We start from the raw sequence: 23,131 nt of genomic DNA on the forward strand, positions 1-23,131 counted from the left end.
ATACGGTGGCGAGCGCCCTCCGCTCCCCGCGACGCCGCAGGCGCTGCTCCTCCGTGCCTCCACCACCCCCTTGCCTTTTGGTCAACCGGTTGGGCAGACTGCGTGCACCACCGACTGAACGGATGATCCAACGATGTCTCGTCTCGCTTCCCGCACCGCCCTCGTCACCGGCGCCGCCTCCGGCATCGGCCTGGCCGTGGCCACCCGCTTCGCCCGCGAGGGCGCCCGGGTCGTGATCGCCGATCGCGACGCCGAGGCCGCTGCTCGCGCCGCCGAGGGGATCGTCGCCGACCTCGGCGCCGAGGCCCGCCCCCTCGCCGTCGACATCTCCTCGGAGCCCGCGGTCGAGGCCGGATTCGACGAGCTCGCGGAGGCCGGCTGGAGCCCGGACGTGGTGGTCGCGAACGCCGGCGTGCAGCTGTTCGGGCAGGATGCGAAGATCGCCGACCTCGACCTCGCCGTCTGGCAGCGCACCGTCGACGTGAACCTCACCGGCACCATGCTCACCGTGAAGCACGCGGTCCGCTCGATGCTGACCACCGGCGGCGGCTCGATCATCCTCACCGGCTCCCCGACGGGCCTGACCGGGGAGGGCAACGACTTCACCTCCTACGCGACCACGAAGGCCGGGATCCACGGACTCGCCCGCACCGTCGCCGCCGCCTATGCGGCCGACGGCATCCGCGTGAACGCCGTGGTCCCCGGCTACACCGAGACCCCGCTGGTCACGACGATCTCCGACGACCCGGCCGAGCGCACCGCGATCGTCGGCCGGATCCCGATGGGCCGCCCCGGCACCCCGGCCGACGTCGAGGGGATCATGGTGTTCCTCGCGAGCGACGACGCCGCCTTCGCCACCGGCGCGCTGTTCCGCGTCGACGGCGGCATGACCTCGCTGTGAGCGCCGCCGACGGCGCTCCCGCCCCCGCCGCATCAGTCGCTGGGCGCTCCGCGGAGGGCGCCTCCCCCACGATCGCGTCCCCTACCAGCAGGCCATGGACCTCCGGCCGCTGGTCGCTCGAGGTGCGCGGCGACAAGCTGGCGGACATCCGCTGCGACGGCCGCGTGGTGCTGCGTGCCGTGCGTGCGGTCGCTCGGGACGACGACTGGGCGACGGCCTGGCCGCGCTCGGTGGACGTCACGGCCGACGACGACGGGATCACCCTCGACCTGCGGATCCAGGACCTCGGCCTCGATCTCGCCGGCACGCTCCGGGTGCGGGCGGACGACAGCGCCGGAGCAGGGAACGGCGCGAACGGCACCGACCCCGTCGACGGCGACCACCTCGTCGTCGACCTCGACCTCGAGGCGGTCACCGACTCCTCGACCAACCGCATCGGGCTCGTGGTGCTCCACCCGCCGCAGCTCGCGAGCACACCCCTGCAGGTCACGCATCCGGACGGGAGCGTCTCCGAGCTCGCTTTCCCCGTGCAGGTCAGCCCGCACCAGCCGGCGAAGGACATCGCCGGCCTCGCCTGGGAGGCCGGTGGCCTCCCGCTGCGCCTGGACCTCGACGGAGACGTGTTCGAGATGGAGGACCAGCGCAACTGGACCGACGCCTCGTACAAGACCTACTCGCGGCCGCTGGACCTGCCGTTCCCGTATCTGCTCGCCGCCGGTCAGCACGTGCGGCAGTCCCTCGTGCTCGCGGCGGGAGCCGCGGCGCGGTCGGAGATCGGAGAGCCGGTGTCCGGCGCCGCGCCGTCGGCCCACCGGGTGACGGGCGCCGATGCAACGCCGACGGCCGGCACGGCATCCTCGACCGACGGGACTCCCGCGGCCGAGACAGAGGAGCTCACCTGGTTCCGCGGCGGCACCGTGCCCTTCATCGGCACCGGCCATCTCGACCTCGAGCTCGCGGCCCCGGACTGGCCGGAACGTCTCGACGCGGCGCTCGCGGACGCGGGCGCCGGCCTCGCCCTCTGGATCGTCTCCCCCTCCCCTGCCGATACGTCGACGCTCGCGGAGCTGGGGCGACGCCTCGCCGCAGGGATCGAGCACGGAGCACAGCTGCGCTTCGTCGGAATCGCCGACGACGCCCGGCACGTGACCACCCCGGAGCTCGCCGCCGCCCTGCGCTCGGCGCTGCCGGCGGGTCTGCCCGTCGTTGCCGGCGCCCGCTCCCACTTCACGGAGCTGAACCGCGAGTGGGACACGGTCCTCGCCGCGGAGCCGGAGGCTCTCGCCTTCGCGACCACGCCGCTGTTCCACACGCTGGAGACCGAGCAGCTCATCGAGGCGGTCGCGATGCAGCGCCTGCTCGTCGAGCAGCTCACCGCCCGCACGCCCGACCTGCCCGTGCACGTCGGCCCGATCACCCTGCGCCCGCGCTTCGCGAACGTCGCCACTCGGACTCAGCCCGTCCCCGCACCCGCGCCGCCGGTCGACCCCCGAGCAGGAACCGTGCTGCACGAGGCATGGACGATCGCGAGCGCCGCGGCGTTGGCCGTCCCCGGGGTGGCGTCGCTGACGTACGAGCAGGCCCCTGCCGCGCTGCGCGCGCTCCGTCGCACCGGCACGTCGGCCCACGACGTCCGCTCCCGCTCCGACGACCGCGGGTCGGCCTCAGAGCGATCCGAGGAGACCGCCCAGGCCACCGCTCCGTCCGAGGACGGGCTGGTCACCGCCTGTTCCGAGGACATGCTCCTGTGGGCGATCGGCGACGGCCGCACGCTCCTGCTCGCGAACCTCTCGCCCCGCCCGCGCCGCATCCACCTGCCCGGCCGACAGGACCCGCTCGCCCTCGACCCCGTCTCCTGGCGGGCCGCTCCGCCCGTGCCCGACGGGGGTTGATCAGCCGCCCTGCGCCCGGGGCGCGGCCGACTCCCGCACGACGAGCTCGGGCTCGATGATCCGCCGGGCCGGCTCCTCGCCGCTGCGGATCATCGCATGGAGCATCTCCAGAGTGGTGCGCCCGACGCCCTGGAAGTCCAGGCGCATGGTGGTCAGCGGCGGGGAGAAGAAGGCGGCCACCGGCATGTCGTCCACGCCCACGATCGAGAAGTCCCGCGGCGCGACGAGTCCGCGCCGCTCCATGACGCTGAGGAAGCCCAGCGCGATCTCGTCGTTCGAGGCGAACACGGCGGTGAAGGTTCCGGGCTCGACGCGCTCCGCCGCGGCGGCGCCGCCGATCGAGGACCAGTCGCGCGCCTCGCCGAGGACCACGGGGGGAAGCCCGGCCTCCTCCATGGCGGCGCGATAGCCGCGCTCCCGCTCGGCCGCCTCGTTGCGGCTGGCGGGGCCGGCGACATGGAGCACCGCGCGATGCCCGAGCCCGAGGAGATGCCGTGTCCCCTCGAGCCCGGCGGTGAACGAATGCGTGCTCACGGTGCCCGTGGACTGGCGCGGCCGTTCGGAGAGGTTCACGACCGGGACCAGCCGTCGGGCGGCGTCGAGCGCCTCGTCGACCCCGGGGATCGAGGCGGAGACGATGATCCCGTCGACCGGGGCGGAGAGGAAGTGGTCGACCGCACGCGCCACCTCCCGCTGCCAGCCGTCCCCCTCGAACCCGACGTCGACCTGCGAGATCATCAGCATCTGGTCGAGGTCCCGGGCTGCATGGCTGAGCCCGGTGAGGATCTGGGCGCTGCCGTGGACCAGCTCGCCCACGGTGAGCACGCCGATCACTCCGGAGTGCCGGGCGCGGAGGCTGCCCGCGGCGCGGTTCTGGCGGTATCCGAGCGACTCGACGGCATCGGCGACCCGGCGGCGGGTCTCCTCCCCCACGTACCCGTTCCCGGAGAAGTAGCGGGAGACCGTCTGCGCGGACACACCGGCCGCGCGCCCGACATCCGCCATGCTCGGCCGCGCACCAGCACGCACCGTCGCCATCCACGCCCTCCTCCGCCGCAGGTCATCCGCGACTTCCGATCGACCCCTCCACATGTTACCGATCACATGCTACGGTCTGTGATCGATAACCCAATTGGCCAACCGGTTGATGACGCAGAGGTCATCCTGACGAAGGGCATGAGTCGCCGATGACGCGCACCCCCAGCACCCCCGCCCCGGCTCCGAAGCGCTGGACCCTCGGCGAGACCCCGTGGCAGTCCCCCCGCGCAGCACGTCCGCCGGCCGCCCGGGTGATCATCGACAACGACTTCGCCGGCGATCCCGACGACCTCTACCAGCTCGTCCACCACCTGCTCTCCCCCGCGGTCGAGATCCGCGCGGTGGTCGGCTCCCGTCTCCGCGAGGGCGACGGGTTCTACCCGCACGGCGACTCCGCGACCCAGGCCGCGGCGATCGCTCGCGACGTGCTGGACCGCATGGGCCTGGACGCCCCGGGGCTCGTCGTCGAGGGATCGAACGCCCCGCTCGCCGAGCGCACCGTGCCGCAGCGCTCCTCCGCCCTCGACGTGATCGTCGGCGAGGCGCTGCGGGAGGACACCGACCTGCCGCTGTTCTACGTCGCCGGCGGCGGGCTCACCGACCTCGCCTCCGCGCTGATCGCCGAGCCGCGCATCGCCGAGCGGATCACCGTGGTATGGATCGGCGGCAACGAGCACGAGGGCCTCGCGACCCCACCCCCGGGCGGCATGCCGATCGAGTACAACCTGCTCATCGACGTCCTCGCCGGGCAGGTCGTGTTCACCGACTCGACCGTCGAGATCTGGCAGGTTCCCCGGGACGTGTACCGGCAGTGCCTGGTCTCCGACGCCGAGCTGCGCACCCGCGTCGCCGCGACCGGGCCCGTCGGCCGGTACCTGTACGACGAGACCGTCGCCGTCGCCGAGGCGGTCACCGAGCACGGGAGCCTGCACCCCGGGACCTACGCGCTCGGCGACTCCCCGTTGGTACTCCTGACCGCGCTGCGCTCCTTCTTCGAGCCCGACTCCTCCTCGAGCCGCCACGTCGTGATGCCGACCCCCGTGCTCGAGGCCGACGGCACCTACACCGCCTGTCCCGACGCCCGCCCGATGCGGGTCTACACCCAGGTCGACACCCGGCTGATGTTCGAGGACATGTACCTCACGCTGCGCGAGCTCGACACCTGGCTCTCCGCTCCCTGACCGCCCCGCGCCCCCGGGCGCACCACCCACCTCGCTCGACGACGAGCGACGGACCCCGCGACTCGCGACGATCCGCTGCTCCGCCGTCGGCACCCCGCCCCCACTCCACCGAGGAGCACCATGACCGCCGCACCCCGCACCCGTCGCGTCATCATCGACACCGACGCCAAGAACGAGGCCGACGACCAGTTCGCGATCGTCCACGCCCTGCTCTCCGAGACCCTCGACGTGCGCGGCCTGATCGCCGCCCACTTCGGGACCGAGCGATCGGACACGAGCATGCTCGACAGCCGCGCCGAGATCGACCTGCTGCTGGAGCACCTCGGCCGCTCCGACGTCAGGGTCGAGAACGGCGCCGCCGACCCGCTGCCCGACGAGACCATCGCCGCGGACTCCCCCGGCGCACGGCTCATCGTCGAGGAGGCGCGGAGGGAGGGCGAGGGGCCGCTCCAGATCGCGTTCCTGGGACCGCTGACCGACATGGCGGCCGCCCTGCTCCTGGACCCCGGCATCGCCGAGACCGACACCACCGTGATCTGGATCGGCGGCCCAGGCTACGGCGAGCGCGAGACGGGTGACCGCTCCGAGTTCAACCTGCGCAACGACATCGTCGCGGCCAACGTCGTCTTCCGCTCCGGCATCCGGATCTGGCAGGTGCCCCGCACCTCCTACGTCATGACCTCGGTGGGCTACGCCGAGCTCGAGGAGAAGGTGCGCCCCTGCGGAGAGCTCGGCGCCTATCTCGTCGACCAGTTGATCGACTGGAACGCGACCTGGCACCGGGAGCCGATCGAGCACCGCGCCCTCGGCGACTCCCCCGCCATCGGCCTGATGCTCAACCCCATGGGCGGGCAGTTCCGCACGGTCCCCGCCCCGACCTTCGGCGCCGAGGGCGGACTGCTCCCCGGCACCGGGGGCACGGTGCGGGTGTGCGAGCTGTACGACGGCCGCTACCTGCTCGAGGACATGTTCGCCAAGCTGCGCCGCTTCGCGGCCTCCCGGGGATGATCCCGATGGTCACGACCACCTCACGGCGCGCTCACGCATCGTCGCCCGCCCGTCGGTCCGTGCTCGCCGGGGCGCTCGCGCTCCCCGGCGCGGCCGCCCTCGCGTCCTGCGCGAGCGGAGTTGACACCACCTCGACGGCCGACGGGCTGACCCTGCTGAACTACGAGGACATCGACGCCGCCACGCTCCTGCGCGAGCAGCTCGACGCCTTCGCCGGCGACTCCGGGATCCGCACCACCCTGGACACCGTCCCGGGCTCCGGCGCCGCCCAGTTCCCGGACAAGCTCCGCACCCGCATCCTGGGCGGGAACGCCCCGGACGTGTGGCAGATCTGGGGCGGGCAGATCGGCCAGCCCTTCGTCGAGGCCGGGCTCACCTTGGACCTCGCCCCCTACTACGACGAGTACGGCTGGGACGAGACGCTCAGCCCCGCCGGCGTGGACGGCATGACCTTCCTCGGCGAGCGCCACGGCGCCCCGATCAACGTCGCCTCCCTCGGCGCCTGGTGCAACGCCCGGATCTTCGAGGAGGCCGGCGCCGCGGTGCCCACCACCTACGACGAGCTGGAGGCGGCCAACGAGGCGATCCTCGCCTCCGGCGTCACCCCCGGCGGCTTCGGCGGCAAGTACGGCTGGCACATCATGCGCCTGTACGAGTACCTCCTCGAGGTCACCGCCGGTCCCGATCTGCACGACGCCCTGCTGCAGGGCGAGGAGAGCTGGGACCAGGCCGCCGTGGTCGAGTCCTTCGACCTCTTCAGCACCTGGAACGACCGCGGCTGGATCACCCCCGGCGCCCTCGGCGTCGCCCCGGCCGACGCGGAGCAGAGCTTCGTGCAGGGCACCAGCGCCTTCACGATCTCCGGACCGTGGATCGAGGGGCAGTACATCCTCCCCTCCGGGCAGCCCCAGGAGGAGTTCGCCACCTTCCTGCTGCCCACCGGGCACGAGACGGTGCGGCACTCCGGCTTCGTGGAGGGGCTGATGATCTCCTCCACGAGCGGAGCCCCGGACGATGCGGCCGCCCTCATCGACCGCCTGCTCAGCCCGCCGGTGCAGAAGTCGCTGCAGAACACCCAGTCCGCGGCGCTCGGCGCCCCGCCCGATGCCGAGCAGTTCCCGCTCAGCGCGAAGTGGGTCGAGATCCGCGAGACCAGCGAGATCTACACGATCCAGGACCAGGCCTTCCCCAAGGCCGTCGCGGACAGCTACTTCTCCGTCCAGAGCAAGGTCCTGCAGGGCGATGCCTCGCCGGCCGAGGCCGCCCGCGACATGCAGCAGATCGTCTCCGAGTGGAAGGACCAGCGATGAGCGCACAGACCATCGACCGCACACCTCGCGGCGCGGGACCCGTCGGCGCTTCCGGCGCAACGGCTCGCCCGTCGGCGCCTCGCCTGCGGCTGCTGCCCTTCGCCTTCGCCGCCCCCGCGCTGCTCCTCTACCTGGGGTTCCTGGTCTGGCCGGCGCTGCAGGCGCTGTGGATCAGCCTCACCGATTGGGACGGCCTCTCCGACCAGCAGAGCTTCATCGGCCTCGGCAACTACGCGGCGATGCTCGAGGACCCGGTGGTCGGCATCGCGGCCTGGAACAACGTGCTGTGGGCGCTGGTGACCATCGCGCTGCCGATGACGCTCGGTCTGCTGCTGGCCGTGGTCCTGAACCGCAAGAGCCACACCTCCCCCGTGCTCCGCACGATCTTCTACGCTCCCGCCGTGCTGCCGCTGGTCTCGATCGCCTCGATCTGGGCGTGGCTCTACGACCCGAGCGACGGCGCGATCAACACGATCCTGGGGGCCGTCGGGCTCTCCGGGCTCGAGCAGGCCTGGCTCGGCCAGGACTCCACCGCGCTGTGGTCCGTCATGATCCCCGCCGTCTGGGTGCGCACCGGGTTCCCGATGCTGCTGTACCTGGCCGCGCTGCAGTCCATCCCGGACGAGCTGTACGAGGCCGCGTCGATGGACGGCGCGACCCGCTGGCAGCAGTTCTGGCGGATCACCGTCCCGAGCCTCAAGGACACCCACTACATCGTCCTGGCGCTCTCCCTCATCGAGTCGTTCAAGGTCTTCGACCTGGTCTACGCGATGACCTACGGCGGCCCGGGGTACTCCACGCAGGTGATGGGCACCTGGATGTACGCCAACGTCTTCCAGTACTTCGAGGCCGGCTACGGCACCGCGATCGCCGTGGTCATCACCCTGGTCGCCATCGCCGCCGGCATCCCCTACGTCCGATCGCAGGTGAAGAGCTCATGACCTCCCCGACCCTCGACACCGGCGCCGACGGCGCCCTTCCCGCGCGCGGCCGCTCGGCCGACGCCCCCGCCCGCAGCGCCGTCGGCCGCACCGACGGCCGACCCGGGTCCCGCCTCCGGACCAGGCGGCGCCTCGAGGGCGGGGCTGTCACCCTCGGCTCCGTGCTCGCCGCCCTCGTGTGGATCTCCCCGCTGATCCTGCTGGTGATCTCGGCGCTGCGCCCCCTGTCGGACTTCCTCAGCAACGGCCCGGTCTCCTGGCCGCAGGAGCTGACGCTCGCGAACTTCCCCGAGGCGTGGGAGGCCGGGCAGTTCGGCACCGCCTATCTCAACAGCACGATCCTGCTGCTGGTGAAGGTGCCGCTGGGCGTGCTGGTCGCCTCGCTCCTGGCCTACGCGCTGGCGAAGCTCGAGTTCCCCTTCCGGAGCGCCATCCTGTTCACCGTCGTGCTGGGCATGACGATCCCGATCTACATCGCGATCGTCCCGCTGTTCACCATGCTGCGCGGGATCGGGATGACCGACAGCATCGCGGGGATCATCCCGCCCTACATCGCCTTCGGCCTCCCGCTGCAGGTGCTGATCCTGCAGGCGTTCTTCCGCCGGGTCCCGGAGGAGCTGCTCGAGGCGGCGCGGATCGATGGGGCCGGGGACGTGCGCATCTTCGCCCGGGTGGTGCTGCCGCTCAGCGTCCCGGCGCTGGTCACGGTCGCGATCCTCGACGGCGTCGCGACGTGGAACGAGCTGTTCCTGGCGCTGTCGCTGCTGAGCTCGGAGGAGAACCGCACGATCCCGCTGGGTCTGCTGAACTTCCAGGGTCAGTTCGCGACGAACTACACGGGACTCGCCGCGGGGATCCTCATCGCGGTGGTGCCGATCCTGGTGCTGTACATGCTGCTGCAGAAGTACATCGTCGGCGGCCTCACCGCGGGCGCGACGAAGGGCTGAGGCCCGCGAGAACCGAGGAATGTGCAGTTCTGAGCCACTTTCGGCGTGGAAGTGGCTCAGAACTGCACATTCCTCGTCTGGGCCACCGGGGCCGGCTCTGAAGAGGCGCCTGGGCCGCCTGGGTGCTCCGGCAACCGGGGCGTCCAGGCCGCCGGGCAGCTCAGGAATCGACCAGCGTGACCTCGAAGGAGTACCGGGACGCGCGATACACGTGGTACCCGAACTCGACGACGCTGCCGTCGTTCGCGAAGGACTTGCGCTCCATGGTCAGCAGCGGCGCGCCGATCTCTTCCTCGAGCAGCTCGGCGTGCTCCTCGTCGGCGACGGTCGCGCCGATCCGCTCATGGGCGAGGACGGTGGCGATGCCGCGCTCGCGCAGGCACGCGTACAGGCCGGAGGCGGCGAGCGCCTCGCGCGAAGGGGCGATCCGCTCGGGGATCGTGTTGCGCATGACGGCGAGCGGCTCCCCGTCGGCGTAGCGGACGCGGATCAGGTCCAGGACCTGCTCGCCCGGGGAGAGCTGCAGGCGGTCCAGCGCCTCCGGGGAGGGCCGGCCGATGCGGTACTCGATGATCTCGGTGCGCGGAGCCTTCCCGGCGGTGCGCAGGTCGTCGTACAGCGAGGTCAGCGCGACCTGCCGGTTCACGGGGGCCTGCACCACCTGGGTGCCGACGCCGCGCTTGCGCACCAGCATCCCCTTGTCCACGAGCTCCTGGATGCCCTGGCGCACCGTGGGCCGGGACAGCTTCAGCCGCTTCGAGAGGGCCAGCTCGTTCTCGAGGCGGCTGCCCGGGGGCAGCACGCCGGAGCGGATCGCGTCCTCGATGCCGCCGGCGAGCTGCAGGTACAGCGGGGTGCTGGTATCGCGCTCGATCGTGAGGTCCAGGGTGATCGCGCCGTTCTCCGACGCGGCGCCGCCCGCCGCGCCGTTCCCCGGCGCCGCGTGCTCGGCCTCGCTCTCGGCCACGTCGCTCGTGCTCTCGCTGTCCACGTCTGTCTCCTCGTCCTCCGGGTCTCCCCATCGAGTTCCGGGTCCTCCCCCGCCGCGGCGCGGGCCCGCCCCGCAGGATACGGGGCAGGCCGGGCGGTGGTGCCGCGGGCGGGGCTCCTCGACCGCGCCGCCTCAGGCGGGGCGCTCCTGCAGGGTCACGTCCACGGCGCCCTCGGCCGTGAGCGACCGCTCCGCCGCCTCGCACACCGCGGCGGCGGCGTAGCCGTCCCAGGCGGTCGCCGAGCGGGGCGCGATGTTGCTGCCGTCGGCCACCGCGGCGACCCAGGCCTGCACCTCCGCGTCGTAGGCGGCGATGAAGCGGGGGCGGAAGTCCAGCGGCACCTGCCCGCCCCAGCGGGAGCCGGCCTGCTGGGTGGTGACCATCCCGGACTCCTGGCCCACGGTCGCCGCGCCCTTCGAGCCGACGAGCTCGGTGCGCACCTCGTAGCCGGCGTCGGTGCTGACCCACAGCTCGTCGGTGACGACGGTGCCGGAGGCGGTGCGGAACAGGAACAGCAGCGGGTCGTGCAGCCCCTCGGGCGCCTTCTCGGTGCTGCGCGGCATGACGGTCTGCACCGAGACCACCGGCTCCTCGAGGAAGAAGGAGATCGCGTCGATCTCGTGCACGGCCGAGTCGTAGACCATGTGGGTGTCGGTGAAGCCGGGCAGCACCGAGGCGTTGCGGTGCTTGCAGTTCAGCAGCATCGGCGTGCCGAGCTCGCCGGCCTCGAGGGCGTCCTTCAGCTCGCCGTATCCGACGTCGAAGCGGCGCATGAAGCCGAGGGAGACCAGCGGGGTGCCGGCCTCGGCCTCGGCGCGGACCACGTCGTAGGCGTCGGAGGGGTTCATCGCCAGCGGCTTCTCGCAGAGCACCGGCTTGCCCGCCTCGATGCAGGCCAGGACCTGCTCGCGGTGGAACTCGCCGGGGCTGGCGATGAGCACGGCGTCGACGTCGCCGGCCGCGACGACCTCCTGCCAGGTGTCGACGACGCGGGAGCCGGGAGCGGCCTGGGAGATCTTCTCGGCGGTCTCGCGCAGGTAGTCGCTGAGCACGCTCACCCGGGCGCCCTTGATGCGCCGGGTGATGCGCTCGACGTGGTCGGCGCCCATCCGGCCCACGCCGATCACGCCGACGCGGACGTCTTGCGGGGGTGCGGACTGCGGGCCGGGCTGGACGGGAGCATCCTGCGCTGCGGTCATCGGGCCTCTCCTTCGAGTCGGGGATCGATCCCGGCCTCGGCCCAGGTGTCGCGCACCCAGCCCTGCTCGGGATGGTCGGTGATGTTCCAGGCCCGCTCCGCCTCGGGGCCGGCCATGACGTTGAGGTAGTACATGTCGTGACCGGGCGCGGCGGCGCAGGGGCCGTGCCAGCCGTGCGGCACCAGCACCGTGTCGCCGCTGCGCACCTCGGTGAGCACGTCGATCGGCGTGTCCTCGCCGCTGGAGGTGGTCTGGTGGAAGCCGAAGCCGGGTCCGGCCGGGCCGTCCTGGATCTCGTAGTAGTAGATCTCCTCGAGCTCCGATTCCGTATCGGTGGTCTCGTCGTGCTTGTGCGCGGGGTAGCTGGACCAGTTCCCGCCGGGGGTGATGACCTCGCAGGCGATGAGGGAGTCCATCTGGTCGAAGGCGCCGACGGCGCCGAAGTTTCGCACCTTGCGGGTCATGTTCCCGCCGCCGCGGATCTCGACGGGCACGTCCTCGGCGCGGATCAGCGCGACGGGGTGGGCGCCGGTGGCGACGGCGGTGGCGAGCGCGAAGCGGCCGCCCTGCTCGGAGGAGATCGTCAGCTGGGAGCCGACGGGGACGTAGAGCACGTCGGTCGCGGAGGCGAAGACGTCCTCGCGGCCGCGCAGGTGGTGGGTCTCGCCGGCCACGGTGACGTCGCACGCCCCGTTCAGCGGCACGACCATCGCCTCGACACCGTTGGCCGTGACCAGCTCGCTGCCGCCCGGGGCGAGGGCGAGGACGCGCAGGCCGGTGTGGACCCAGCCCTCGCGGGCGCCGGGATCGATGATCGTCTCGTAGTTCCCGCGGCCGGTGGACCCGGCCGGCAGGTGGAGCTGCTCGGTGGTGCTCATGGATGCTCTCCTGTTCTCGATGCTGGGGGCGGGATCGTCAGGACGCGCTCGCGGAGCGGATCATGTCGACCGAGGCGGAGACCGCCGCGGTGACGTCGTCCCCCGCCGGGTACAGCAGGGTCCGGCCGACGACGAGGCCGCGCACGTTCGGGCGGGCCAGTGCCCTCCCCCACGAGGCGCGGATCGTCTCGGGATCGTCGTCCACCGGGTCGCCGCCGAGGATCAGGGTGGGCATGGTGGTCGCGTCCATGACCCGCTCCATGTCCTCGACCGCCGGGAGCTTCAGCCAGGTGTAGGCGCTGGTGGCGCCGAGGCCCTGGGCGATGTGGATGGACTTGATGACCGCCTCCGGGGAGAGGTCGTTGACGACCTTCGTGCCCGGCCCGCCGGGGCGGGAGGACATGAACGGCTCGACCATGGCGATCAGCTCGTGGCGGGCGAGGTCGGTGACGGCGTTCGCGCTCGACTCGAGGATGAAGGAGGTGCGGTCGTCGTCGAGGTCGATGCGGGTGAGCATCTTCCCGCCGTCGAAGCCGGCCTGCTTGATCGAGGCGGCGTCGTAGGCGGTGAAGCGGTCCTCGATCTCCCAGGACCCGCCCTGCAGTCCGCCGCGGTTCATCGAGGCGAACACGACCTTGTCCTCGAGCGCGCCCATGACGAGCAGGTCCTCGAGGATGTCGGCGGTGCCGAGCACCCCGTCCACCCCGGGCACGGCCAGCGCCTCGCGCATGCGGTCCAGCAGCTCGGTGCGGGAGGCCATGGCCTGGTCGCGGGAGCCGACGCCGAGGGCGCCGCGGGCCGGGTGGTCGGCGGCGATGATCATCATCGTGCCGTCGGTGTCGGCGACGGTGCGGCGCTTCCGCGCGGCGGCGAGGCGGGCGAAGCGGCCCGGATCCTCGATCCGCACGCGCGTGACCTCGTCGTAGGTCGAGACGAAGGAATCCCTCGTGCTCATCGCTGCTCCGCCCCGACCGTGCCGCGGTTGCGCAGGGCGCCGAGCATCTCGTCAACCGTCTGGCCGTGGTTGGGGTCTCCGCCCGCGATGAGCAGGTCGATCTCCTCGGTGGTGGGCATGGCGGTGGAGCACTCGAGGCGGGAGGTCACGATGGCGCCGGCCGCGTTGCAGCGGGTCAGCGTCTCCTCGAGGGACTGGCCGGTGAGCAGGCCGTGGCAGAGCGAGCCGCCGAAGCTGTCGCCGGCGCCGAGGCCGTTGATCACCTGGATCATGTTCGGGGCGACGACCACGCGCTCGTCGGCGGTCTTGCCGAGCACGCCCTTGGGGCCCTGCTTGACGATCGCGACCCTGACGCCGGCTTCGAGCAGAGCGTCGGCCGCGCGCTCGGGCTCGGTCTCGCCGACGGCGACCTCGCACTCCTCCTTGTTGCCGACGGCGACCGTGGTGTACTTCAGCGCCTCGCGGTACTGCTCGCGCGCCTCCTCGACCGAGGACCAGAACATGGGTCGGTAGTCGAGGTCGAAGACGGTGAACCCGCCCTCGGGGCCGCCGTCCGTGCCGCGGGCCTCGAGCGCCGCGTGATGGGCGGAGCGGCTGGGCTCCTCGGACAGCCCGGTGCCGGAGAACCAGAACAGCGGCACCCTGCGGATCGCGGCGAAGTCGAGGTGCTCGGGCGCGACCTGCAGGTCGGGGGCGCTGGGCTTGCGGTAGAAGTACAGCGGGAAGTCGTCCGGCGGGAAGATCTCGCACAGCGTGATCGGGGTGTTCAGCTCGTCGTTCTTCACCGCGTAGCGGCCCGAGACGCCCAGGCGCTCCATCTCCTTGACCACGTAGCGGCCGAAGGGGTCATCGCCCACGCCCGTGATCACGGCGGGCGTGTGCCCGAGGCGGGCCGCCGCGACGGCGACGTTGGTGGGGCTGCCGCCGAGGAACTTGCCGAAGCTGTGGATGTCCTCGAGACCCTTCTCGATCTCCAAGGGGTAGATGTCCACGCCGCTGCGGCCGAACGTGATGATGTCGAGATCAGATGCCATGGCTCTCCATGCCTCCCTGCGTCAGAACCTGGTGCGGTGTCGCGGGCCGCTCTGCCCCACGACCCTCCGGTCACCACCCATGATCACATGGGGAACGGTCTTTGTCCATACAAATATAGGTGATTGTCGGGCGGCCGACAGCCCGCCGGATCGAGTGGCGGATCTCGACCGCTTCACCTCTCTCGAAGCGGTCGAGATCCGCCACTTGATCTCCCGAGGCCCAGGGCAGATGCCCGGCTGCAGGGCGCCCGGGCTCAGAGCTCGCCGGTGAGGAACTGCGCGCGGCCCCGGCCGAAGGACCAGTCCTCGTGACCGTTCTCCACGACGGAGACGATCAGGTCGTCCTCGCGCACGAGATCTGCGGCGGCAAGGCGCTCCGACAGCGCCGCGTAGATCGCCTTCTTCTGCTCCTCGCCCCGGCCCTGCTGGGTGATGTGGATGATCACCACGCCGTCGCTGCGCTCGAGGCCGAGACCGGTGTCCTCGGCGATGATCGAGCCGACGGGCAGGGTCTCGAGGATCTGGTAGCGGTCCCCGGGCGGGGCGGCGAACAGCTCGAGCATGACGTCCTGGACGATGTCGGCCATCTTCCGGGACTCCTCGGGGGTGCGGACATCCTGCTGGGTGATGCGGACGAGCGGCATGGGGTGCTCCTTCTGGGGACAGGGAACTGCGGATCGAGGGACGGCTGGCTCGGGGAAATGCGGATCGCGGGACAGCGCAGACGACAGGGCCCGGCGCTCAGACCCCGGCGGCCTCGGCGGCGGCGAGCAGGGTGCGGGCGCCGCGCTCGAGGCCTTCGACCTTGCCGAAGGCCGCGTCCTCGTGCTCGATGTTGACGCCCAGGTCCGGGTTCACCGCGGCGAGCGCCGTGAGGAACCGGGTCCAGTAGTCCACGTCGTGCCCCTCGCCGAGGGCCACGAATCGCCAGGCCGGGTCCTCTGGCCAGGTGCTGCAGTAGTGGCCGATGCCGGTGGGGGTGCGCTGGGCGGGATCCTCCGGCACCGGGTCGAAGGCGGTGTCGAGCACGCCGCGCACGGCCGCGCCCGGCAGTACCGAGGTGTCCTTGGCGTGCACGTGGGTGATGTGCGCGCCGAGCCGCTCGATGCAGTCGATCGGCTCCATCTGCTGCCAGAACAGGTGCGAGGGATCGAGGTTCACGCCGATGTTCGTCGGCTCCACGCGGTCGAGGAACTGCTCGAAGGTGAGCGGGGAGAAGACGAGGTTGCGCGGGTGCATCTCGAAGGCGAGCTGCACGTCGCGTTCCCGGGCGAGGGCGTCGATCTCCTTCCAGAAGGGCACCTCGACGGACCACTGGTGCTCCAGGATCTCCAGGTCGATGCCGTTCCAGGGGTTCACGATCCAGGCCGGGTAGCGGGCGCCGGGGTCGGTGCCGGGCGTGCCGGACATCGCGACCACGTCACGGACGCCGAGGCTGCCGGCCAGCTCGATGGTGCGGCGCAGGTCGTGGGCGTGCGGGAGGCCCTCGGTGGGCAGCGGGGAGAGCGGGTTGCCGGAGACGGTCAGGCCCGTCAGCTCCATGCCTTTGTCGGTGAAGAGGGCGCGCAGCTCGCCGCGCTCCTTCTCGCTGGCCAGCAGCGCGTCGACGTGGGCGTGCGGGGAGGGGATGAAGCCGCCGGTGTTGAGCTCGGCGCCCGTCAGGCCCGCCGCGGCGAGCACGTCGAGGGCCTCGGAGAGGGAGCGGTCCTGCAGGCAGGCGGTGTAGGCGCCGTAGGTGAAGGCCATGACGGGTCCTTTCAGGAGGGTTCGCGGGGTGTCGTGGGGCGGGCGGCGTCGCCTGCGGCCGACGCCGCCCGGCCCGCCGACGGGGTCAGTCGATCTGGATGGCCGCGCCGCCGCGCTCGGCGGACTCGGCGACCGCGCCGAGGATCCGCATCTGGCGGTAGCCGGCGGAGAAGCTCGCGCAGCGCGGCAGGGCGCCGTCCTCGATGCCTGCGACCTGCTGGAGGAAGGCGTGGGCCTGGTAGGTGAACTGCTCGATCTGGTTCAGCCCCACGCCGCCGAAGGCCATGGAGGAGCCGTTCTTGAAGTAGGGGAAGTCGGGGTTGACCAGCACCTGGCGGAGGCCGCCGAGGCCCGCGGGCGAGGAGGCGTCGGCCAGCTGGATCTCGCCGGTGCGGTCCAGGGACCAGGTGGCGGAGCCGCCGGTGCCGAGCACGGCGAGGTTCTTGTAGTTGGGCAGGCCGTGCGCGACGCGGGAGACGGAGAAGGTGCCGGCCGCGCCGGAGGCGAAGCGGGCGGTGAAGGTCGCGACGTCGTCGTTCTCCACCTCCTCCTTCGGGGCGTCGGCCGACGCGGTCACGCCGCGGCCGCCCGCGACGGCGCCGGTCACCACGGGGCGCTCGGCGATGGTGCGGACCAGCTGCGCGCCGGAGACCTCGACGACCGGACCCATGATCAGCTCGGCGGAGTCCACCAGGTGCGAGCCGACGTCGCCGAGCGCGCCGGAGCCCATCGGGCCCTTGTAGCGCCAGGCCATGGGCACGTTCGGATCGGCGCCGTAGTCGCACCAGTAGCGGGCGTCGAGGTGGGCGACCTCGCCGAGCGCGCCCTCCTGCGCGAGCTTGGCGAGCATGGCGATGCCGGCGTTGCGTCGGAAGGTGTAGCCCGTGGCGAGGACCAGGTCGGGGTGCTTCGCCTCGAGCTCGGCCATGGCCTTCGCGTCCTCGAGGGTGCCGGCCAGGGGCTTCTCGCAGAGCACGTGCTTGCCGGCGGCGGCCATGGCCTCGGCGATCTCGCGGTGCAGGGCGTTGCCCACCACGATCGAGACGATGTCGATGGAGTCGTCGCCTGCGACCTCGCGCCAGTCTCCGACGGCCCTCTCGTAGCCGTAGCGCTTCGCGGCGTCCTCGGCGAAGGGCAGGTGGGCATCGGCGATGGTCGCCAGGCGCACGGGCGGGAGGCCGAGGTCGTAGACGGTGCCGGCCTGGCGCCAGGCGTTGGCGTGGGTCTTGCCGGCCATGCCGGCTCCGATCACGGCGACGGAGAGCGGTGCGGTGGTCATGGGATGGTCCTCTCGGATCGAGCGGCCGACGGGGTCGGCGGGACGGATGACGTGCAGGACCTGCGGGTCGGGTGACGAGCAGGGGACTGTGGGGCAGGTGCGCTGCCGGGCTCGTGGGGCGGGTGCGCTGCCGGGTGGGGCCGACGGGCCGGGCGCGACCGACGCGCGGCCGGCCCGGCACGCCGTCAGCGCAGGCGGATGACGCCGCCGGCCTCGCGGAACTCCCACTCGATGCGCTCGAGGCTGAACTTCCGCGTCTCCGGCACCCGCAGGAAGTACCAGATGACGGCGAAGATGTTGATCGCCGCGAACAGGCCGTAGGTGAACACCGGGCCGACACCGTCCATCAGGACCGGGAAGACGACGGTGACCGTCATGTTCGCGAGCCACAGGAGCATGACGGCGAAGCCGTTGGCGGCGCCGCGGATCGAGGCCGGGAAGATCTCCGAGAGCATCACCCACATGACCGGGCCGGGGCCCGACTGCATGCCGAGCATGAACAGCACGATCACGACCACGACGAGATACGGGACGAAGCCGGGGATGTCCGGCGACACGGTGCCGTCGAGGTTGATGTACGGGTTGATGCCGAGCAGGAAGATCGCGGTCATCGCGATGAGGGACAGGGTGAGGATCACCTGGCCCACGAGCAGCACCTGGCGTCGGCCGAAGCGGCGCAGCGCGAGCAGGCCCGCGGCGGAGCCGATCACGGAGGCGACGCCGGTGAAGACGTTGAGGATGATCGAGGCCTGCGAGTCGAAGCCGGCCGCCATCAGCACCTTCGGGGCGTAGTACATCATCGTGTTCACGCCGGTGAGCTGCTGCAGGATCGCGAAGGTGCCGCCGAAGATGATGATCGAGCGCAGCCACGGGACCCTGAAGCCGGCGCGCAGGCTGAGCTTCTCCCGCTTGGCCTCGAGGCGACGAGCCTCCTCCATCTCGGCGACCTCGGTGAGGACGTCGTGCTTGCCCTCGACGCGCAGGCGCTTGAGGGAGCCGATCGCCTCCTTGATCTCGCCGCGGCTGACGTGCCAGCGGGCGGACTCCGGCATCAGACGGATCCCGATCCACAGCGCGATCGCGGGGACCGAGCAGAGCACGAGCATGTAGCGCCAGGCGTGGCCGTTGCCCTCGGAGACGCTGACCCCGGCGATGCCGGCGAGCAGGTCCCAGGAGACCGTCTCCCCTGCCTGGTAGGTGCCGGAGGGGTCGTTCTCGACGACGGCCTGGGGCCCGCCCTGCAGCGAGGCGATCACGGCGTTGAAGGCGAAGGCGGCGAGCTGGCCGGTGACGATCATGAGCTGGTCGACCGCGACGAGCATGCCGCGCTGCTCCTTGGGCGCGGACTCGGAGAGGTAGACCGGCACGGTGGTGGAGGCGCCGCCGACGGCGAGGCCCAGCACGAAGCGGGCGATGTACATCAGGACGATGTTCGGGGCGAGGGCGCAGCCGACGGCGCCGACGAAGAAGAGCACCGCGAGCAGCAGGATGTTGTGGCGTCGGCCGTAGCGGTCCGAGAGGCGGCCGCCGACGATCGCGCCGACGGCGCAGCCGAACAGCAGGAAGCCGCCGATCAGACCCTCCTCGAGGGAGGTCAGGGCGAGGCCGCCCGCCTCGTAGGGCAGGTGCATGTAGGGCAGGGCGCCGGAGATCACGCCTGTGTCGTAGCCGAAGAGGAAGCCGCCGAGGCAGGCGACGACGGCGAGGAATCCGATCGAGCGCTTCTTCCCGGAGGCGGGGGTCTTCGCGACCAGCTCGCGTAATCTCTCGGTGGATTGCGACGGGGTGAGGCTCATGTTCCCTCCTTGGAACCTGAGACCGACGCCGGGGCGCCGGTGCGCGGTGCCGCCGGGCACCTGCGCGCTGTGCGGGGTCGCTCCCCGTCGATCCGCGGCGTTCTGATATGTCAGGACGGAGGAGCGCTGGAGAGGCTTGATTGTCCTGTCTTAATGACCGAACAACACTGACGAGACGGCAAGCTAACACAGGATCCTCACCCGAGGAAGGGTCGTTCGACCCGAGCGAGCGAGCGCAGATCGCGCCTACCTGGAGCTTTACCACAAGCACCTGCGGGGAATCTTGTCATGACAAAGTGTTGACAGGGTCGGTCTCGCGGGCCATGCTTGTCCCACGAGCTCACCGTTGAGTGGACCCCGCGCGGTCACCGGCAGTGACGACGACCTCCCGCCGGGACGCACGGCGGGTCCGACCTTCCCGCCCCATCGTGCGGCGGGCCTGCATCACGGAGGCAGCATGAGCGAGAACCCTTCGGCCCCTGCCGCGGCGCCGGCCGACGGCACATCGTCGGCCCCCGCCGGCACGATCCGGCTCACCGTCGCCCAGGCCCTGGTGCGCTTCCTCGCCGCCCAGCACAGCGAGCGCGACGGCGTGCGGCAGCGTCTGATCCCCGGCACCTTCGGCATCTTCGGCCACGGCAACGTCGCGGGCGTCGGCCAGGCGCTCCTGCAGAACGCCGTCGACCCCGCCCCCGCGGAGGCCGGCGCCCCCGCTGAAGCGCAGATGCCCTACTACCAGGCGCGCAACGAGCAGAACATGGTCCACACGGCCGTGGCCTACGCGCGCACGAAGAACCGGCTGCAGGCCATGGCGTGCACCGCCTCGATCGGCCCGGGCTCGACCAACATGGTCACCGGCGCGGCGCTGGCGACCATCGACCGGATCCCCGTGCTGATCCTGCCCAGCGACGTCTTCGCCAACCGCGCCGTGGACCCCGTGCTGCAGCAGCTCGAGGACGAGCGGGCCATGGACGTCACCGTCAACGACGCCTTCCGCCCCGTCTCGCGCTACTTCGACCGCATCTGGCGGCCCGAGCAGCTGATCCCCTCGCTGCTGGCCGCGATGCGCGTGCTCACCGACCCCGCCGAGACCGGCGCCGTGACGATCTGCCTCCCCCAGGACGTGCAGGCCGAGGCGCACGACTGGCCCGTGGAGCTGTTCGCCGAGCGCACCTGGCACGTCGGCCGCCCCGTGCCGGAGCCCGCGGCGCTGGACCGCGCGCTCGAGGTGATCCGCGGCGCGCAGCGTCCCGTCGTCATCGCCGGCGGCGGCGCGATCTACTCCGAGGCGAGCGAGGCGCTCGCGGCCTTCACCGACGCGACCGGCATCCCGGTGCTGGACACCCAGGCCGGCAAGGGCGCCCTCAGCGCCGACCACCCGCTGTGCATCGGCGGCATCGGCGCGACCGGCAACGACGCGGCGAACACCCTGGCGGCCGAGGCCGATGTGGTGATCGGCGTGGGCACCCGCTACACCGACTTCACCACCGCCTCGCACACCGCCTTCCGCAACCCCGACGTGCGCTTCGTGAACCTCAACGTCAAGGCCTTCGACGCCGCGAAGCACGCCGCGACGATGCTGGTGGCCGACGCCCGCGAGGGCCTCGCCGCCCTGCAGGCCGGGCTCTCCGGCTGGCAGGCCCCCGCCGCGCACGGCGAGCGGGCCAGGCAGCTCCGCGCCGACTGGGAGCAGCTCGTCGAGCCCTGCTTCCAGCCCCACGACCAGGAGCTTCCCGCCCAGCCCGAGATCTTCGGCGCGCTGAACGAGCTGATGGGTGACACCGACATCGTCATCAACGCCGCCGGCTCCATGCCCGGCGACCTGCAGGCGCTGTGGAAGGCCCGCTCCCCGCAGCAGTACCACCTCGAGTACGGCTACTCCTGCATGGGCTACGAGCTGCCGGCCTCGCTCGGCGCGAAGATGGCCGCGCCGGAGTCGGAGGTCGTCGCGATCATCGGCGACGGCACCTTCCAGATGGCGCCGCAGGAGATCGCGACCATCGTCGCCGAGCGATTCAAGGTCATCCTCGTGATCCTGCAGAATCACGGCTGGTCCTCGATCGGATCCCTCTCGGAGTCCCACGGCAGCCAGCGCTTCGGCACGAAGTACCGCATGCGCGACGAGAGCAGCGGGATGCTCGACGGCGACAAGTTGCCCTTCGACATCCCGGCGAACATCCGCTCCTACGGGCTCGAGGTGCAGGAGGTCTCCGACACCGAGTCCTTCCGCGAGGCGTACCGCCGCGCGGAGCAGTCCGAGGAGGCGACCGCGATCGTGGTCAACACGAGCCTGTACGGCCCGAACCCTCCCGGGATCGGCTGGTGGGACGTGCCGGTCAGCGCCGTCTCCCGCCTGGAGTCCACCCAGCAGGCCCGCACCCAGTACGAGCAGGACCTCGTCCCGCAGCGCCACTACCTCTGACCCACCGCAGACCACCCCGACACCCCACCCCGAGGAGAGACACCATGGGATACGAGATCACTCACTGGATCGACGGCCGCGAGGTCGCCGGCGCCGGCTCCACCCAGCCGATCATGAACCCCGCCACCGGCGGCGAGGTCGGCACGCTGCAGCTCGGCGACGCCTCCACCGTCGACCAGGCCGTCGAGGTCGCCCGGCGCGCGCAGAAGGAGTGGGCGAAGGTCTCGCTCGCCAAGCGCACCCAGATCCTCTACCGCATGCGGCAGCTGATGATCGAGAACACCGACGAGATCGCCGTCGTGATCTCCCGCGAGCACGGCAAGACCGTCGGCGACGCGAAGGGCGAGATCGCCCGCGGCCTGGAGACCCTCGAGTTCGCCACCTCCATCACGCAGGACCTCAAGGGCGGCTTCTCCCAGAACATCTCCACCGGCGTGGACGGCCACACCCTGCGCCAGCCGCTCGGCGTCGTCGCCGGGATCACCCCCTTCAACTTCCCGGCGATGGTGCCCTTCTGGATGCACCCGATCGCGATCGCGACCGGCAACGCCTTCATCCTCAAGCCCTCCGAGCGTGACCCCTCCGCATCGAACATCGTCGCCCGCCTCTACCAGGAGGCCGGCCTGCCCGACGGCGTGTTCCAGGTGGTCCACGGCGGCAAGACCGTCGTCGACGCACTGTGCGAGCATGACGGCGTCGCAGCCGTTTCCTTCGTCGGCTCCACCCCGATCGCCAAGCACGTCCACGCCACCGCCTCCGCGGCCGGCAAGCGCGTCCAGGCCCTCGGCGGCGCGAACAACCACGCCGTGGTGATGCCGGATGCGAACGTCGAGTTCGCCGCCGCGCAGGTCGCCTCGGGCGCCTTCGGCTCCGCCGGCGAGCGCTGCATGGCCGTCCCGGTCGCGGTGACCGTGGGCGATGTGCACGAGGAGTTCCTCGCCGCGATCAAGGCCGAGGCCGAGAAGCTGGTGGTCGGCCCGGGCGATGACGAGAGGACCGACATGCCGCCGGTCATCACGCCCGACGCGAAGGCGCGCGTGATCCGCATGACCGACGAGGCCGAGGCTGCCGGCGCCACGATCGTGGTCGACGGCCGCGGGCTCGTGGTCGAGGGCCACGAGAACGGCAACTTCGTGGGGCCGACGATCATCACGGACCTCGCCGCGGACCACCCGACCTACACCGAGGAGGTCTTCGGCCCGGTGCTCGTGGTGATGCACGTGAAAAACTTCGACGAGGCGATCGACCTGGTCAACGCCTCGCCGTTCGGCAACGGCACCGCGATCTTCACCGACTCCGGCCACTACGCGCGCCGCTTCGAGGACGAGATCCAGGTGGGCATGATCGGCATCAACGTGCCGATCCCGACCCCGGTGGGCTACTACTCCTTCGGCGGCTGGAAGGACTCGCTGTTCGGCGAGCACCACGCTCACGGCCCCGAGGGCGTCTCCTTCTACACCCGCCAGAAGGCGGTCACCACCCGGTGGCCCTCGCAGAACGAGTCGGTCGAGTCCTCGATGAGCTTCCCGACCCACGACTGAGCAGCCGCACGGGCGGCCGACGGGGCCGGGCGGCCTCCGTCGGCCGCCCGGCCCGTCGGCCATCCGACCCG

General features: G+C 71.6%; 19 protein-coding genes. 9 read left to right on the plus strand and 10 right to left on the minus strand.

Annotation, left to right across the window (positions count from 1 at the left end):
- Positions 1-133 precede the first annotated feature (133 nt).
- Entirely contained in the window at positions 134-901 is a 768-nt protein-coding gene (locus A4A78_RS01985) for an SDR family NAD(P)-dependent oxidoreductase (protein WP_062946757.1), read from the plus strand.
- Positions 898-2,793, plus strand: coding sequence for a hypothetical protein (locus A4A78_RS01990; protein ID WP_156488518.1), 1,896 nt, complete (start codon positions 898-900; stop codon positions 2,791-2,793). The genes A4A78_RS01985 and A4A78_RS01990 overlap by 4 nt, the downstream gene beginning before the upstream one ends.
- On the opposite strand, the gene A4A78_RS01995 is transcribed toward A4A78_RS01990, so the two are convergent.
- On the minus strand, positions 2,794-3,831 hold the full coding sequence (locus A4A78_RS01995) for a LacI family DNA-binding transcriptional regulator (protein WP_197466612.1): 1,038 nt from the start codon (positions 3,829-3,831) through the stop codon (positions 2,794-2,796). It abuts the gene before it with no gap.
- A 149-nt stretch (positions 3,832-3,980) separates the two neighbouring features.
- Between A4A78_RS01995 and A4A78_RS02000 the strand changes: the two genes are divergently transcribed.
- From A4A78_RS02000 to A4A78_RS02020, 5 genes are all read left to right on the plus strand, one after another.
- Positions 3,981-5,012, plus strand: coding sequence for a nucleoside hydrolase (locus tag A4A78_RS02000; protein ID WP_062946760.1), 1,032 nt, complete (start codon positions 3,981-3,983; stop codon positions 5,010-5,012).
- 120 nt (positions 5,013-5,132) lie between these two features.
- A complete protein-coding gene (locus A4A78_RS02005; protein ID WP_062946761.1) occupies positions 5,133-6,020 on the plus strand; it encodes a nucleoside hydrolase in 888 nt (295 codons plus the stop codon).
- A 5-nt stretch (positions 6,021-6,025) separates the two neighbouring features.
- The gene (locus A4A78_RS02010) at positions 6,026-7,330 is read left to right on the plus strand and encodes an ABC transporter substrate-binding protein (protein WP_062946762.1); all 1,305 of its coding nucleotides are present in this window, start codon (positions 6,026-6,028) and stop codon (positions 7,328-7,330) included.
- Positions 7,327-8,271 (plus strand): carbohydrate ABC transporter permease, encoded by a 945-nt coding sequence (locus tag A4A78_RS02015; protein WP_197466613.1) that lies wholly within the window; start codon positions 7,327-7,329, stop codon positions 8,269-8,271. Before A4A78_RS02010 ends, A4A78_RS02015 begins: the two co-directional genes overlap by 4 nt.
- Entirely contained in the window at positions 8,268-9,218 is a 951-nt protein-coding gene (locus tag A4A78_RS02020) for a carbohydrate ABC transporter permease (RefSeq protein WP_082835139.1), read from the plus strand. The genes A4A78_RS02015 and A4A78_RS02020 overlap by 4 nt, the downstream gene beginning before the upstream one ends.
- A gap of 160 nt (positions 9,219-9,378) precedes the next feature.
- On the opposite strand, the gene A4A78_RS02025 is transcribed toward A4A78_RS02020, so the two are convergent.
- From A4A78_RS02025 to A4A78_RS02065, 9 genes are all read right to left on the minus strand, one after another.
- Positions 9,379-10,110 (minus strand): GntR family transcriptional regulator, encoded by a 732-nt coding sequence (locus A4A78_RS02025; RefSeq protein WP_197466642.1) that lies wholly within the window; start codon positions 10,108-10,110, stop codon positions 9,379-9,381.
- 231 nt (positions 10,111-10,341) lie between these two features.
- On the minus strand, positions 10,342-11,409 hold the full coding sequence (locus A4A78_RS02030; protein ID WP_062946763.1) for a Gfo/Idh/MocA family protein: 1,068 nt from the start codon (positions 11,407-11,409) through the stop codon (positions 10,342-10,344).
- A complete protein-coding gene (gene iolB / locus A4A78_RS02035; RefSeq protein ID WP_062946764.1) occupies positions 11,406-12,287 on the minus strand; it encodes a 5-deoxy-glucuronate isomerase in 882 nt (293 codons plus the stop codon). Before iolB ends, A4A78_RS02030 begins: the two co-directional genes overlap by 4 nt.
- Before the next feature lie 37 nt (positions 12,288-12,324).
- Positions 12,325-13,242, minus strand: coding sequence for a hypothetical protein (locus tag A4A78_RS02040; protein WP_062946765.1), 918 nt, complete (start codon positions 13,240-13,242; stop codon positions 12,325-12,327).
- Positions 13,239-14,276, minus strand: a complete 1,038-nt coding sequence (gene iolC / locus A4A78_RS02045; protein ID WP_062946766.1) for a 5-dehydro-2-deoxygluconokinase — start codon at positions 14,274-14,276, stop codon at positions 13,239-13,241. The genes A4A78_RS02040 and iolC overlap by 4 nt, the downstream gene beginning before the upstream one ends.
- 254 nt (positions 14,277-14,530) lie before the next feature.
- Entirely contained in the window at positions 14,531-14,920 is a 390-nt protein-coding gene (locus tag A4A78_RS02050) for a tautomerase family protein (RefSeq protein ID WP_062946767.1), read from the minus strand.
- 97 nt (positions 14,921-15,017) lie between these two features.
- A complete protein-coding gene (locus tag A4A78_RS02055) occupies positions 15,018-16,022 on the minus strand; it encodes a sugar phosphate isomerase/epimerase (protein ID WP_062946768.1) in 1,005 nt (334 codons plus the stop codon).
- Positions 16,023-16,107: 85 nt separating this feature from the next.
- The gene (locus A4A78_RS02060; RefSeq protein ID WP_062946769.1) at positions 16,108-17,301 is read right to left on the minus strand and encodes a Gfo/Idh/MocA family protein; all 1,194 of its coding nucleotides are present in this window, start codon (positions 17,299-17,301) and stop codon (positions 16,108-16,110) included.
- Positions 17,302-17,486: 185 nt separating this feature from the next.
- Complete coding sequence (locus tag A4A78_RS02065; protein ID WP_062946770.1) at positions 17,487-19,097, minus strand: MFS transporter; 1,611 nt, start codon at positions 19,095-19,097, stop codon at positions 17,487-17,489.
- Between the two features lie 457 nt (positions 19,098-19,554).
- Here A4A78_RS02065 and iolD point away from each other — a divergent pair, with 457 nt between their 5' ends.
- On the plus strand, positions 19,555-21,519 hold the full coding sequence (gene iolD, locus A4A78_RS02070) for a 3D-(3,5/4)-trihydroxycyclohexane-1,2-dione acylhydrolase (decyclizing) (protein WP_062946771.1): 1,965 nt from the start codon (positions 19,555-19,557) through the stop codon (positions 21,517-21,519).
- A gap of 44 nt (positions 21,520-21,563) precedes the next feature.
- Positions 21,564-23,060 carry a CoA-acylating methylmalonate-semialdehyde dehydrogenase gene (locus tag A4A78_RS02075; protein WP_062946772.1) on the plus strand — a complete coding sequence of 499 codons (1,497 nt, stop codon included), beginning with the start codon at positions 21,564-21,566 and terminating at the stop codon, positions 23,058-23,060.
- The last annotated feature ends 71 nt before the right edge of the window (positions 23,061-23,131 follow it).

It is taken from the genome of Brachybacterium sp. sponge, assembly GCF_001613775.1.
Classification (GTDB): domain Bacteria; phylum Actinomycetota; class Actinomycetes; order Actinomycetales; family Dermabacteraceae; genus Brachybacterium; species Brachybacterium conglomeratum.

Excerpts from the sequence above, each read along its gene's own strand:
- iolD (WP_062946771.1), top strand. The coding sequence starts at position 19,555 with ATGAGCGAGAACCCTTCGGCCCCTGCCGCGGCGCCGGCCGACGGCACA.
- A4A78_RS02055 (WP_062946768.1), bottom strand. The coding sequence starts at position 16,022 with ATGGCCTTCACCTACGGCGCCTACACCGCCTGCCTGCAGGACCGCTCC.
- A4A78_RS02020 (WP_082835139.1), top strand. The coding sequence starts at position 8,268 with ATGACCTCCCCGACCCTCGACACCGGCGCCGACGGCGCCCTTCCCGCG.
- A4A78_RS02000 (WP_062946760.1), top strand. The coding sequence starts at position 3,981 with ATGACGCGCACCCCCAGCACCCCCGCCCCGGCTCCGAAGCGCTGGACC.
- A4A78_RS02060 (WP_062946769.1), bottom strand. The coding sequence starts at position 17,301 with ATGACCACCGCACCGCTCTCCGTCGCCGTGATCGGAGCCGGCATGGCC.
- A4A78_RS02050 (WP_062946767.1), bottom strand. The coding sequence starts at position 14,920 with ATGCCGCTCGTCCGCATCACCCAGCAGGATGTCCGCACCCCCGAGGAG.
- A4A78_RS02015 (WP_197466613.1), top strand. The coding sequence starts at position 7,327 with ATGAGCGCACAGACCATCGACCGCACACCTCGCGGCGCGGGACCCGTC.
- A4A78_RS02040 (WP_062946765.1), bottom strand. The coding sequence starts at position 13,242 with ATGAGCACGAGGGATTCCTTCGTCTCGACCTACGACGAGGTCACGCGC.
- A4A78_RS02075 (WP_062946772.1), top strand. The coding sequence starts at position 21,564 with ATGGGATACGAGATCACTCACTGGATCGACGGCCGCGAGGTCGCCGGC.
- A4A78_RS02005 (WP_062946761.1), top strand. The coding sequence starts at position 5,133 with ATGACCGCCGCACCCCGCACCCGTCGCGTCATCATCGACACCGACGCC.
- A4A78_RS02030 (WP_062946763.1), bottom strand. The coding sequence starts at position 11,409 with ATGACCGCAGCGCAGGATGCTCCCGTCCAGCCCGGCCCGCAGTCCGCA.
- A4A78_RS02065 (WP_062946770.1), bottom strand. The coding sequence starts at position 19,097 with ATGAGCCTCACCCCGTCGCAATCCACCGAGAGATTACGCGAGCTGGTC.
- iolB (WP_062946764.1), bottom strand. The coding sequence starts at position 12,287 with ATGAGCACCACCGAGCAGCTCCACCTGCCGGCCGGGTCCACCGGCCGC.
- A4A78_RS02010 (WP_062946762.1), top strand. The coding sequence starts at position 6,026 with ATGGTCACGACCACCTCACGGCGCGCTCACGCATCGTCGCCCGCCCGT.
- iolC (WP_062946766.1), bottom strand. The coding sequence starts at position 14,276 with ATGGCATCTGATCTCGACATCATCACGTTCGGCCGCAGCGGCGTGGAC.
- A4A78_RS01985 (WP_062946757.1), top strand. The coding sequence starts at position 134 with ATGTCTCGTCTCGCTTCCCGCACCGCCCTCGTCACCGGCGCCGCCTCC.
- A4A78_RS01995 (WP_197466612.1), bottom strand. The coding sequence starts at position 3,831 with ATGGCGACGGTGCGTGCTGGTGCGCGGCCGAGCATGGCGGATGTCGGG.